Annotated in this window: 12 protein-coding genes; 4 read left to right on the top strand and 8 right to left on the bottom strand. The window is 66.9% G+C overall.

Going from position 1 to position 12,717, the window contains the following annotated elements; genetic code table 11:
• Nucleotides 1-17: 17 nt before the first annotated feature.
• A complete protein-coding gene (locus FOC67_RS26300; protein ID WP_003099712.1) occupies nt 18-1,361 on the bottom strand; it encodes a sigma-54 dependent transcriptional regulator in 1,344 nt (447 codons plus the stop codon).
• Nucleotides 1,358-3,124, bottom strand: a complete 1,767-nt coding sequence (locus FOC67_RS26295) for a sensor histidine kinase (protein ID WP_003097020.1) — start codon at nt 3,122-3,124, stop codon at nt 1,358-1,360. The genes FOC67_RS26300 and FOC67_RS26295 overlap by 4 nt, the downstream gene beginning before the upstream one ends.
• An 81-nt stretch (nt 3,125-3,205) precedes the next feature.
• Here FOC67_RS26295 and poxA point away from each other — a divergent pair, with 81 nt between their 5' ends.
• Both poxA and FOC67_RS26285 read left to right on the top strand, forming a co-directional pair.
• Entirely contained in the window at nt 3,206-4,084 is an 879-nt protein-coding gene (gene poxA, locus FOC67_RS26290; RefSeq protein ID WP_009316036.1) for an alpha/beta hydrolase PoxA, read from the top strand.
• Nucleotides 4,085-4,155: 71 nt separating this feature from the next.
• A complete protein-coding gene (locus tag FOC67_RS26285) occupies nt 4,156-4,944 on the top strand; it encodes an OXA-50 family oxacillin-hydrolyzing class D beta-lactamase OXA-905 (protein ID WP_003161096.1) in 789 nt (262 codons plus the stop codon).
• 12 nt (nt 4,945-4,956) lie between these two features.
• Here the strand turns inward: FOC67_RS26285 and FOC67_RS26280 are convergent, their stop codons facing one another.
• A complete protein-coding gene (locus tag FOC67_RS26280; RefSeq protein WP_003121391.1) occupies nt 4,957-5,457 on the bottom strand; it encodes a DUF3301 domain-containing protein in 501 nt (166 codons plus the stop codon).
• A 32-nt stretch (nt 5,458-5,489) separates the two neighbouring features.
• Between FOC67_RS26280 and pdxY the strand changes: the two genes are divergently transcribed.
• The gene (pdxY, locus tag FOC67_RS26275) at nt 5,490-6,356 is read left to right on the top strand and encodes a pyridoxal kinase PdxY (protein WP_009316037.1); all 867 of its coding nucleotides are present in this window, start codon (nt 5,490-5,492) and stop codon (nt 6,354-6,356) included.
• A gap of 37 nt (nt 6,357-6,393) precedes the next feature.
• Here pdxY and FOC67_RS26270 read toward each other — a convergent pair whose 3' ends face one another.
• From FOC67_RS26270 to FOC67_RS26260, 3 genes are all read right to left on the bottom strand, one after another.
• A complete protein-coding gene (locus FOC67_RS26270) occupies nt 6,394-6,978 on the bottom strand; it encodes a YqaA family protein (protein WP_003097034.1) in 585 nt (194 codons plus the stop codon).
• A 1-nt stretch (nt 6,979) separates the two neighbouring features.
• Nucleotides 6,980-8,683 carry a YbaL family putative K(+) efflux transporter gene (gene ybaL / locus FOC67_RS26265; RefSeq protein WP_009316038.1) on the bottom strand — a complete coding sequence of 568 codons (1,704 nt, stop codon included), beginning with the start codon at nt 8,681-8,683 and terminating at the stop codon, nt 6,980-6,982.
• A gap of 378 nt (nt 8,684-9,061) precedes the next feature.
• Nucleotides 9,062-9,544 carry an acyl-CoA thioesterase gene (locus tag FOC67_RS26260; RefSeq protein WP_003097040.1) on the bottom strand — a complete coding sequence of 161 codons (483 nt, stop codon included), beginning with the start codon at nt 9,542-9,544 and terminating at the stop codon, nt 9,062-9,064.
• 160 nt (nt 9,545-9,704) lie between these two features.
• Here FOC67_RS26260 and FOC67_RS26255 point away from each other — a divergent pair, with 160 nt between their 5' ends.
• Nucleotides 9,705-10,448: a hypothetical protein gene (locus tag FOC67_RS26255; RefSeq protein WP_009316039.1), complete on the top strand. Its 744-nt coding sequence runs from the start codon at nt 9,705-9,707 to the stop codon at nt 10,446-10,448.
• 47 nt (nt 10,449-10,495) lie between these two features.
• Here the strand turns inward: FOC67_RS26255 and FOC67_RS26250 are convergent, their stop codons facing one another.
• Both FOC67_RS26250 and FOC67_RS26245 read right to left on the bottom strand, forming a co-directional pair.
• Nucleotides 10,496-11,254, bottom strand: a complete 759-nt coding sequence (locus FOC67_RS26250) for an SDR family NAD(P)-dependent oxidoreductase (protein ID WP_003097046.1) — start codon at nt 11,252-11,254, stop codon at nt 10,496-10,498.
• Between the two features lie 94 nt (nt 11,255-11,348).
• The gene (locus FOC67_RS26245; protein WP_003097049.1) at nt 11,349-12,716 is read right to left on the bottom strand and encodes a glutamine synthetase family protein; all 1,368 of its coding nucleotides are present in this window, start codon (nt 12,714-12,716) and stop codon (nt 11,349-11,351) included.
• Nucleotide 12,717: the final 1 nt, after the last annotated feature.

Genomic DNA, 12,717 nt, shown 5'->3' with positions numbered 1-12,717 from the left:
GCCTCGCGAGGGCTGCTTCAGGCCGGCTCTTCGCCGACGAAATCGCTGCGGCTGAGGCCATGCCGCAGCATCTTTTCGTTGAGTGTCCGGCGCGGCAGTTGCAGCAACTCCATCACCGCCTTGATGTCCCCGCGGCACTGGCCGAGCGCCTGGCGCAGGCACTCCGCCTCGAAGGCTTCCATGCGTTCCGCCAGCCCCGAGGTAAGGCCGCCGCCTTCCTCCGCGTCCCCACGCTCCAGGCCGAGGACATGACGCTCGGCGGCGTTGGCCAGCTCGCGTACATTGCCAGGCCAGTCGTGGGCCATCAGCCGCGCCAGTTCCGCCGGCGCGGCGGGCTGCGGCTCGCGGCCGAGGCGCTGGCTGGCAACGCTGGCGAAATGTTCGAAGAGCAGCGGGATGTCCTCGCGACGCTCGCGGATCGGCGGCAGGCGCAGCTCGGCGACGTTCAGGCGATACACCAGGTCCTCGCGGAAGCGTCCGGCACGTGCTTCGGCCAGCAGGTCGGGCTTGGTCGCGGCAATCACCCGCAGGTCGACGTGGATGCTCTGGTTCGAGCCGAGCCGCTCCAGTTGCTGCTCCTGCAGGACGCGCAGCAGCTTGACCTGCTGCGCCAACGGCATGCTTTCGATCTCGTCGAGGAACAGGGTGCCGCCATGGGCATGCTCGAGCTTGCCGATGCGCTTGCCCTGCGCGCCGGTGAAGGCGCCGCTCTCATGACCGAACAGCTCGCTCTCGAACAGTTGCTCGGGAATCGCCGCGCAGTTCAGAGCCACGAACGGCTTGTCGGCGCGCGGCCCGAAGTCGTGCAGGCAGCGGGCAACCAGTTCCTTGCCGCTGCCGGTCTCGCCACGGATCAGGACGTTCACCGGGGTCGGCGCCAGGGCCAGAACCTGCCGGCGCAACGCTTCCATCGGCTTGGACACGCCGAGCAGACGCGCATCGACCTGGTCCTTGAGACTGGCCTGCTCCTTCAGGCGCCGGTTCTCCAGCACCAGGCGGCGCTTTTCCAGCGCGCGCCGCAAACTGCCGAGCAGGCGCTCGGGCGTGAAGGGTTTCTCGATGAAGTCGTAGGCACCCTGGCGCATGGCCTCCACCGCCATCGGCACGTCGCCGTGCCCGGTGACCATGATCACCGGCAGGTCGCGATCGACCGCCTGCAGGTTGGCGAGCAGTTGCAGGCCGTCCATGCCGGGCATGCGCACATCGCTGATGACCACCCCGGCGAAGGACTTGTCCAATGCTCCCAGGCATTCCTCGGCGCGCAGGCACAGGCGCACCTCGAAGCCGGACAGCTCCAGCCATTGCTGCACCGCTTCGCGGATCGTCGCTTCGTCGTCGACGAAGATCACCTGGTCGCTCATGTCGTTACGCTCGTGTCATCGGGGGCCGCCGGCAGGATCAGGCTGAACACCGCTCCCGCCTCGGCATTGGCGACCTGCAGGCGGCCGCCGAGTTCGTGGACGATCCCATAGGATACCGCCAGGCCGAGGCCGAGTCCCTCTCCCACCGGCTTGGTGGTGAAGAACGGATCGAAGACGCTGCCCAGGTGCTCGGCGGGAATCCCGCCGCCGTTGTCGGCGACGCTCAGCACCCAGTCGCCGCCAAGCCGTTGCAGGGCCAGGCGGATCCATGGCCGCTCCTGGCCGGCAACGGCATCCAGGGCGTTGCGCAGCAGGTTGACCAGCACCTGTTCCAGGCGGATCGCGTCACCCATCACCCAGGCCGGCCAGAGCAGCGCCTGCTCGATCTCCACCCGTTCGGCGCGGATTCGCGGCAGCAACAACTGCTGCGCCTGTTCGACCACGTGGCCCAACTCGATACGCTCGCGCAGGCCGCCGGCGCTCTTGCGCGCGAAGGTCTTCAGGTGGCCGGTGAGCGCGGCCATGCGTTCGAGCATCTGGTCGATGCGCGGCAACGCCTGGCGCGCCTCGTCGTGGCGTCCGGCGTCGAGCAGCAGGCGCAGGCTGGCCAGTTGCATGCGCTGGGCGGTGAGCGGCTGGTTGATCTCATGGGCCAGGGCCGCCGACATCTGCCCCAGGGCGGCCAGCTTGGCCGCCTGCACCAGGCCGTCCTGCGCGGTACGCAGGTCGGCGGTGCGCTGCTCGACCAGGCGCTCCAGCTCCTCCCGGCTACGTTGCCGCAGGCGGGCGATACGCCAGCGCTGGTGCAGGAACAAGCCGAGGAAGACCAGCGCCAGCCAGGTGCCGGCGGCGGCCAGGCGCGCGGTGGCGACGTCGTCCTGGATGCTCGCGGTGTCGCGCAGCAAGTGCAGGGTCCAGCCGTCGTTGGGCAGGTCCAGCGATTGCCAGAGGTAGTCCTTCTCGCCGTCGGCGCTTTCCACCCGCGCCAGACGGCTGTCTTCGCCGTAGCTGCGCAAGGTCTGGTGGCGCAGGGGGGTCAGGGGCTGGCGATCGTATTGCCGGGTCTCCGCCAGTTCGAAGCGGTCCACGGTATCCAGCGGTTCCAGTTCGCGGTAGCGCCAACCGGCGTGGTTGGCGAGGAACACGATGCCCTTGGCGTCGCTGGCCAGGACCAGGTCGGGGGTCTGGTTCCACTGCCGTTCCAGATCGGGAAACTCCAGCTTGACCACGATTGCGCCCAGGAAGCTGCCGTCCTCGGCGCGCACCGCGTGGGACAGGAAATAACCGGGAATCCCGCTGATCACCCCGACCGCATAGAAACGTCCGGAGCCTTGGGCGATGGTCTGGCGGAAATAGGGACGGAAACCGTAGTTGTGGCCCACGTAGCTGGTCGGCAGGTTCCAGTTGCTCGCCGCCACGGCCAGCCCGGTACGGTCGAGCAGCTCCAGGGTGGAGGAGCGGGCGGCCAGGTTGATGCTTTCCAGCTTGAGGTTGAGGCGCTGCTGCAACTCGCCGTCGATCGGCCCGGCCAGCGCCGCGCGCAGATCCGGATCCAGCGCCAGTACCGCCGGCAGGCTGCGGAAGCGTTCGATCAGGGTCTGCAGCGAGCCGGCGTAGAGGTCCAGCTGCTTGCGCACCTGTTCGCCCTCGGCGCGTAGCGCCTGCTGCCGCGCCTGGCGACCCGCCCAGTCCATGGACAGCAGCAGGCCGCCGAGCAGCGGCAGCAACAGCAGGAACAGGCGCAGCGGACGGGACAAGGACATCGGCGGATCGAAACGGCGGCGGGAAGCGGCGACGATAGCACGGCGCCCGGTTACACTGCGCGCCGTACGAGGAGTCCGCCCATGTCGCTATCCCCCTGGTCCCATTCCTGCTCGGCCGGTTTCACCCTGCGCGGCTGGCGCAGCGAACCGAGCGGCAAGCCGTTGCTGCAGTTCCTCCATGGCAACGGCTTCTGCGGCCGCACCTACGAACCGATGCTGCGTCTGTTGGCGGAGGATTTCGACCTCTGGCTGTGCGACATCCAGGGCCATGGCGAAAGCGACCACGGCGGCCGCTTCCACGGCTGGAACCGCAACGCCGAGATGGCGGTGGAGGCCTTCGAGGCCGGGCGCGGTCCCTATGGCGATGTCCAGCGACTGGCCTGCGGGCACAGCTTCGGCGGCGTCCTCAGCAGCCTCGTCCTGGCCCGCCATCCCACCCTGTTCGCCCGCGCCGTGCTGCTCGACCCGGTACTGTTCACCCCGGCGATGATCGGCGTGATGGCACTTTCCGAGACCCTCGGCCTGCAATTGCGCGGCAGCCTGGCGAAGAAGGCGCGCCTGCGCCGCAGCCAGTGGCCCGATCGCGCAGCCGCCTACGCCGGCTTGCGCGGCCGCGGTATCTTCAAGGGCTGGACCGACGAGGCGCTGTGGGCCTACGTGGAATATGCGCTGAAGGAGAGCGACGGCGGAGTCGAGCTGAAGTGCCGGCCAAGCCGCGAAGCGGAGATCTTCAGCTCCTTCCCCAGGCGGCTGTGGCCGTCGCTGGACAAGATCACCACGCCGACCCGCGTGCTCTACGGTGACCGCACCTACCCTTTCGTCGCCAAGTCGGTGGCGCGCTGGTGCTCGCTCAACCCCCAGGTCAGCGCCCACGCGGTTGCCGGCGGCCACTGCTTCATGCAGGAAGACCCGGCCGCTGCCGCCGAACGCGTACGCGACTTTCTCCTGCCCAATCCATGAACGCTCCTTCCGTGGGGAATCCGGCGCTCATCCATCGGTCCCAGGGAGGATGACCCCCACAGGACCGAGCCATGCGCCCTCTCCTCTTCAGCGCCCTTCTCCTGCTCTCCGGGCATGCCCAGGCCAGCGAATGGAACGACAGCCAGGCCGTGGACAAGCTATTCGGAGCGGCCGGTGTGAAAGGCACCTTCGTCCTCTACGATGTGCAGCGGCAGCGCTATGTCGGCCATGACCGGGAGCGCGCGGAAACCCGCTTCGTTCCCGCTTCCACCTACAAGGTGGCGAACAGCCTGATCGGCTTATCCACAGGGGCGGTTAGATCCGCCGACGAGGTTCTTCCCTATGGCGGCAAACCCCAGCGCTTCAAGGCCTGGGAGCACGACATGAGCCTGCGCGACGCGATCAAGGCATCGAACGTACCGGTCTACCAGGAACTGGCGCGGCGCATCGGCCTGGAGCGGATGCGCGCCAATGTCTCGCGCCTGGGTTACGGCAACGCGGAAATCGGCCAGGCTGTGGATAACTTCTGGTTGGTGGGACCGCTGAAGATCAGCGCGATGGAACAGACCCGCTTTCTGCTCCGACTGGCGCAGGGAGAATTGCCATTCCCCGCCCCGGTGCAGTCCACCGTGCGCGCCATGACCCTGCTGGAAAGCGGCCCGGGCTGGGAGCTGCACGGCAAGACCGGCTGGTGCTTCGACTGCACGCCGGAACTCGGCTGGTGGGTGGGCTGGGTGAAGCGCAACGAGCGGCTCTACGGCTTCGCCCTGAACATCGACATGCCCGGCGGCGAGGCCGACATCGGCAAGCGCGTCGAACTGGGCAAGGCCAGTCTCAAGGCTCTCGGGATACTGCCCTGACGCTCTGCCGCCTCAGTCGCCGACCTTTTTCTGCCGGGACTGCCGCCACTCGTCGAGGCGAATCACCTCGGCGCTATGCACCGGCGGGTTGTCGACCTCGGCGGCCGCCTCGAAGCGATGCGGGGCCAATTCGATGGCGCCGAGGTGATAGCCATACATGACGATGCGCCCGGCGTAGCGTTCCTCGCCGCTGACGGTGAATTCGAAACCGAACTCGCGGCTTAGCCGCCACTGACCACGGTGGTCACGGGCCAGGCGCAGGCGCCGGCGCGCGACATTCTCGTCGAGCAGTTCCACGCCCTGCTTGGCGCAATGCTGTTTGGCCAGCAGTAACGCCCGCTCGCGCACGCCATGGGCGCGCCACCACCAGGCTGCGGCGGCGCCCAACAGGAGCATGACGAAAAGGTTACCCAGGGTCACGAGCGGAATCCGGTGTAGGGGGACGGCCAGCTTACCCGTTCTCCCGGCAGGCAGCGAGTGGGGGGTGTTTTCGCCATGTGAATTAGCCCCCATACTGCGCCGACTCAGCTGTAGGAAGTCGTCTCATGCCACGTACGCCCCACCTGCTCGCCATCCAGTCCCATGTGGTCTTCGGCCACGCCGGCAATGCCGCGGCGGTGTTCCCGATGCAGCGCATCGGAATCAACGTCTGGCCGTTGAACACGGTGCAATTCTCCAACCACACCCAGTACGGTCAATGGACCGGGCAGGTGCTGCCGCCGGAGCAGATTCCGGCGCTGGTGGACGGTATTGCCGGCATCGGCGAACTGGGCAACTGCGACGCGGTGCTGTCCGGCTATCTCGGCAGCGCCGCCCAGGGCCGCGCCATTCTCGACGTGGTGGCACGGATCAAACAGGCCAACCCTCGGGCGTTGTACCTCTGCGACCCGGTCATGGGCCACCCGGAAAAAGGCTGCATCGTGGCCCCGGAGGTCAGCGACTTCCTGCTGGAAGAAGCCGCCGCGGTCGCCGACTACCTGTGCCCCAACCAGTTGGAGCTGGACAGCTTCTGCGACCGCCAACCGAACTCCCTCGCCGACTGCGTGGAAATGGCACGGAGCCTGCTGGCACGCGGTCCCAGGGCAATCCTGGTAAAGCACCTGAACTATCCGGGCAAGTCCGGCGACACCTTCGAGATGCTGCTGGTGGCCGCCGATCAGGCCTGGCACCTGCAACGCCCGCTGCTGGCCTTCCCGCGGCAACCGGTCGGGGTCGGCGACCTGGCCTCGGGGCTGTTCCTCTCTCGCCTGCTGCTCGGCGACGACCTGCGTAACGCCTTCGAATTCACCGGCGCCGCGGTCCATGAAGTGCTGCTGGAAACCCAGGCCTGCGGCAGCTACGAGCTGGAGCTGGTGCGGGCGCAGGATCGGATCGCACACCCAAGGGTTCGTTTCGACGCAGTGCGCCTTTAGTCTCCATCCCAGTGGGTGAAAATCATCCACAGGCAGCTCAAAGAACGTATTTCCCCAGCATCAACCCACCGACCACCATCACCGCCATCAGCACGAAAGCCATGCCCAGGCGCCGCTCGATCAGGGTCTTCAGGCGTGGGCCAGCCCAGAACAGCAAAGCGCAGGTAGCGGCGAAGCGCAGGCTGCGGGCGACAAGGCTGAGGCCGACGAACAGCCAGAGGTCGAGCTGGGTCACTCCGCTGGTAATGGTGATCACCTTGTACGGCAGCGGCGTGAAGCCGCCGCCCAGCAGCACCATCAGCCAGCCCAGTTCGTTGTAGCGTTCGGCGACCTGTTCGAAGTTCTCCAGCAAGCCGTAGAACGCCAGGATCGGCATGGCCACGCTCTCGAACAGCAGCAAGCCGATGAAATAGCCGGCGATGCCGCCCAGCACCGAGCTGATCGCGCAGATCGTCGCGTAGCGCCAGGCCTTGGCCCGGTTGGCCAGGACCATCGGCACCAGCAAGGCGTCCGGCGGAATCGGGAAGAACGAGCTTTCGGCGAAGGTCACCCCGCCCAGGGCCAGCTCCGCGCGGGGATGGCCGGCCAGGCGCAGGGTCCAGTCGTAGAGACGGCGCAACATGTCAGGCCGACTGCGGCAGCGGTGCGTCGGCGCCGCGCTCGTCACGGTCGAGTCCCAGGCGATGGACCATGCCGCAGGCGATCTCGCGCTCGCCCATGATCACCAGGTTGGCGCCGTTCTGCTCCAGGTAGTCCACCTCGGCGTCGAAATGCGCCCGGGCGACGATGTCCAGCGGCGGGTTCACCGCGCGAGCGTGGCTGGCGATCTGCCCGGCCTCGAAGCCGTTGGGAATGGCGATCAGCAACCAGCGCGCCTCGGCGATGTTGGCCAGTTCCAGCACGCCGGGACTGGCGGCATTGCCGAGGACCACGCTGTAGCCCTGTTCGCGCAGTTCGTCGGCCTTGTCACGCTTGTCCACCACCACCACGAAGGGCGTCCCGGCGGCGCGCAGGCGAGCGCTGACCAACCCGCCAACCCGGCCATGACCGATCAGCACCGCATGCTCGCGCTCCAGGATCGGCGGCGGCAGGTCCTGCGCCGGCATCTCGCGAACCCCGCCAGCGGCCTCCGCCAGGCGCTGCTCCTTGCGTTGCTGCAGGCGATCGATGGCGATGAACAGCAGCGGATTGACCAGGATCGACAGGATCGCCCCGGCCAGCACCAGGTCGCGGCTCTGCTCCGGCACCAGTTCGAGGCCAATGCCCAGGCCGATGAGAATGAAGGAAAACTCGCCGATCTGCGCCAGGCTGGCGGCGATCACCAGTGCGGTGCTGTTCGGATGGCCGAAGGCGCGGACGATCAGGTAGGCGGCCACCGACTTGCCGAAGACGATGACCAGGAAGGTGGCCAGGACCGTCAGCGGCTCCTGCAACAGGATCATCGGATTGAACAGCATCCCCACCGAGACGAAGAACAGCACCGCGAAAGCGTCGCGCAGCGGCAACGAGTTCTCCGCCGCCTCGTGGCTGAGTTCGGACTCGTTGAGGATCATCCCGGCGAAGAAGGCGCCTAGCGCGAAGGACACCCCGAACAGCACCGCCGAGCCATAGGCGATGCCCAGGGCGATGGCCAGCACGGCCAGGGTGAAGAGTTCCCGCGAACCGCTGGCGGCGATCCTCTCCAGCACCCAGGGCACCACCCGGCGACCGCCGAAGATCATCAGGGCGACGAAGGCGGCGACCTTGCCCAGGGTAATCAGCAGCGGCCAGAGCAGACCGGCTTCGCCGCCGTCGGTCTTGCCGCCGAGGGTGCCGGCGAGCGCCGGCAGGAGTACCAGGGTCAGGACCATCGCCAGGTCCTCGACGATCAGCCAGCCGATGGCGATCCTGCCACGCTTGGTGTCCAGCAACTGGCGCTGCTCCAGGGCGCGCAACAGCACCACGGTACTGGCCACCGACAGGCTCAGGCCGAATACCAGGCCGCCGCCGAAGCTCCAGCCGAGCAGCTTGGCCAGGCCGATGCCAAGCAGCGTGGCGACGCCGATCTGCACCAGCGCCCCGGGAATGGCGATGGCCTTCACCGAGAGCAGGTCCTTGAGCGAGAAGTGCAGGCCGACGCCGAACATCAGCAGGATCACGCCGAGTTCGGCGATTTCCTGCGACAGCGCCTGGTCGGCGACATAGCCGGGAGTGAACGGCCCGGCCAGGACGCCCGCGAGCAAGTAGCCGACCAGCGGCGAAATGCGCAGGCGATTGGCCAGGGCCCCGAAGAGGAAGGCGAGGACGAACCCCGCGGCGAGTGTAGTGAGTAACGGCGTATGGTGCATCAGGACTCCCGGCAACACGGGGAACGCGTCCTCCGCGGCCTGGCCGGCGGACGACGACGTTCGAAATGGATCACGGACCCGCGCCCGTGACGGCAAGGCGGAAAGGCTTTCCGCCAACGGAGCCGGGCAGAGCGACCGGCCCATGGCATTCGAGCGACCCGACGGCGGCTATGGTTCCTGGAGAAACCCGGCGCGATACCGACAGGTTAACCCGTTGACGTTGCTGGAGTTTTAACAGGCACGCCGGTTTCTTATCAAGAAATGTCAGGAATGGACGCCAGCAGAGGCAAACTTCTGCGTTTTTTTATGAAAAGCTGCGAAAATTCGCGAAACGGCATCAGGTCCGAAGCGGGCTCGACCGGACACCGGCAGCCTTCTTCAACCGTCTTCGCGAATCGCCTGGTAGCGGGCCTCCAGCTCCGCGCGCAGCTGGCGGCGTTGCTGGGCCTGGGCGAAGCGGCGCTTCTGCTCGGCGGTTTCCAACTCCAGCGGACGGACGGCCACCGGCTTGCGCTCGTCATCCAGGGCGACCATGGTGAAGAAACAGCTGTTGGTATGACGCACGGACTGCTCGCGGATGTTTTCGGTGATGACCTTGACGCCGATCTCCATGGAAGTCCGCCCGGTGTAGTTGACCGAAGCGAGGAAGGTCACCAGTTCGCCGACATGCACCGGCTCGCGGAAGATCACCTGATCCACCGACAGGGTCACCACGTAGCGACCGGCATAGCGACTGGCGCATGCATAGGCGACTTCGTCGAGATACTTCAGGAGGGTACCGCCATGGACATTGCCGGAGAAATTGGCCATGTCCGGGGTCATCAGCACGGTCATCGACAGTTGGTTGTTTCCGGGTTGCATAGCGCTTTTTCTCTCATCAGGACGGGCGGGGGACACCATAGACGCAAACGAAGACGGCAGCGGCCACAAATTTTCAATCGTCATGATCGAAATCGCGCCGGGTCGTGCAGACATCCGCGGGCTTTTCTAGACTGGCCCTTTTCCACCGGGAATCGCGCCAATGCCTGCCGCCATTCGCATCCTTCTCCTGGCCCTGGCCGTGCTTGCCGGCATCGGTGCCGCTGCCATCCAGGCCGAGGATACGCCCTGCGCCACAGCCGCGGAATGCAACACGCGCGGCACCCAGGCTTATCGACAGGGGAGTTATCCACAGGCGCTGGACGCCTTCGCCTGGCAATTGCGTCTGGCCGAGCGCCAGGAACAGGGCGGAGCCGACTCGGAACAGGCGCTGAACAATCTCGCGCTGACCAGCCTCAAGGCCGGACAACCGGGACGCGCCCGCGCCTGGATGAACCTGGCGCTGGATCGCGGCTACAGCGGCAAGGCCACGCGCCACAACCTGGAACAGGTTGCCCTGAAAGTCGACTACCCGTCCCTCCAGGGCCTCGCCGGGCACTACCTGCGCTACGCCGGGCAGGCCGAATGGGAAAGCCTGCAGATCGAACCGGTGAAGGGCGGCTACCGGGCGAGCTTCGCCCTGATGCGCATCGGCAATCCGGAGAAACTGATGGAATATGGGCCCGCGGCGATCGGCGAGTTGTCCGGTCGGCTGGAGGGGCAAGGCGCCCTCTACCGGCTGCGCAGCGAAGGCCTGGGCGCCGGCTGCAGCCTGCTGGTATGGCAGGAAGGCATCGACCTGCGAGTGGTGGAGAGCCTTGGCGGGGACTGCCAGGGTTACGGCGGCATGGGCATCGCCGCCGCCGGTAACTGGGTGAAGATATCCAGTCAGGCCAGGGACGACTGAAACTTTTCCACAGGCCGCTCCAGCGGAGCGACCCGTGGAAAATCCACTCAGCGGCCAGCGGACAGGCCGAAGTCCACCGCCAGGTCGGCGCCCGTGATCGCTTCGGCCTGAGGGCCGCAGAGATACCAGACCAGCTCGGCGACTTCTTCCGGGCGGATGAAGCGTGCCGCCTTGCCCTGTGGATAATCCTTCAGCAGCGCGCGCTTGTAGCCATCCGGATTGCCCATCCCATAGCGTTCGGCCTGGTAGTCGAGCATCGGTGTGGCGATATCCGCCGGCGACACGGCGTTGACCCGCACGCCCTGCTCGGCCAGTTCCAGCGCCAGGGTCTTGCTCAGCATGGTCAGCGCCGCCTTGCTCGCGCAATACGCCGCCGAACCCCGGTAGGCCTGGCGTCCGGAGTCGCTGGAGATGTTGACGATGCTGCCCTGGTTTTCCTTCAGGTAGGGAATCGCGGCCTGGCACATGTAGAAGGAGGCCTTGAGGTTGACTCCCAGGACCAGGTCGAAATCCTCCTCGGTGAAGTTTTCCACAGGCCCCTCGCGCCAGACGCCCGCAGCATTCACCAGGGCGTCGAGACGTCCGGTGCGGGCGAGAATCTTCGACATCAGGGTATGGCAGTTATCCGCGCTGCGCAGGTCGGCGACCCCGCTGGCGTCCAACGGCACCTGCGCGTTCAGCGCGTGCAGGCCCTCCTTATCCACATCCGTGGCGGCGATGCGCCAATGACTCTGGGCGAAACGCTTGGCGATTGCCCGGCCCAAGCCGCCGGCTGCACCAGTGATAAGAACGACGGGCGTGCTCATCTGCTTTTCCTTACTCCTGTGCCGCGTGGAAAACACCGACGGCCAATCGGCCGCCCGCTTCAATGACTGACCGGCAACGCCGGCAGCCGTTCATTCAGGCCTGGTTGAGATACCAGCGCCAGTCCTGCTCGCCGACCTCGCCCATGAAGGCACGGTATTCGGCCTGCTTGATCGCCAGGTAGATCTTCAGGAAATCCTCGCCGAGCGCCTCGCGCGCCCAGGCCGAGCCCTCCAGCGCGCGCAGCGCGGTCAGCCAGTCGCTCGGCAACGCCTGGGTGGCTTGAGCGTAGCCGTTGCCGGTGATCGGCGCACCGGGGTCGAGTCGCTCGCGAATACCCAGGCGCACCGCCGCGAGCAACGCCGCCGCCGCCAGGTAGGGATTGGCGTCGGCGCCGCAGATGCGGTGCTCGATGTGCCGGCTGGACGGCGGGCCGCCGGGAACCCGCAGCGACACGGTGCGGTTGTTGATTCCCCAGGTCGGCGCCAGCGGCGCGTAGCTGTTCGCCTGGAAGCGGCGGAACGAGTTGGCGTTCGGACAGAACAGCGCCAAAGACTCCAGCAGGCACGCCTTCATTCCACCGATGGCCTGGCGCAACAGCGGGGTCCCGGCCGGGTCCTCGCTGGCGAACAGATTGTTGCCAGCGGCGTCGGCCAGGCTGACGTGCAGGTGCAGGCCGTTGCCGGATAGATCGGCGAACGGCTTGGCCATGAAGCAGGCCTGCAACCCATGGCGATTCGCCACACCCTTGACCAGGCGCTTGTAGCGCACGCCTTCGTCGATTGCCTGGAGCGCGTCGAAGCGGTGCTGCAGGGTAATCTCCACCTGCCCCGGCGCGTACTCCGAGATCGCCGTGCGCGCCGGCAGGCCCTGGGCCTCGCAGGCGGCATACAAGTCATCGAGGAATGGCTGCAACTGCTCCAGCTCGTAGACGCCATAGACCTGGGTCGCCCGCGGCCGCTGGCCATTCATCTGCAACGCCGGCAACGGCCGGCCGTCGCTGTCGCGTTCGCGGTCGAGCAGGTAGAACTCCAGTTCCACCGCCATCACCGGGTGGAAACCCTCCGCCTGCAGGCTGTGGATAACCCGCTGCAGCACATGCCGGGGATCGCCCGCCGCGGCCGGTAGCCCGAACTCGGGATGCATGCTGACCTGCACCTGTCCGGTCGGTGACCGCCGCCAGGGTTGCAGGGTCAGGCTGCCGGGCAGCGGGAAGGTCCAGCAATCGGCATCGCCGACGTCCCAGACCAGGCCGGTCTCCTCGACGTCATCGCCATTGATGGTCAGGCCGAGGATGGTGCTCGGCAGCGGCCGCCCGCTTTCGTAGACCGCCAGCAGCTCGTCGCGATGCAGCAGCTTGCCGCGCGGCACGCCGTTGGCGTCGATCAGGAACAGCTCGATGCTGCGCACCTCGGGGTGTGCGGCGAGGAACTCGCGGGCTTCCCGCGGATCGGCGAAATGCATC

Origin of the sequence: Pseudomonas sp. FDAARGOS_761 (assembly GCF_013343155.1) — a bacterium.
Taxonomy (GTDB): Bacteria; Pseudomonadota; Gammaproteobacteria; order Pseudomonadales; family Pseudomonadaceae; genus Pseudomonas; species Pseudomonas aeruginosa.
This window is presented reverse-complemented; position numbering and strand designations above follow the sequence as displayed.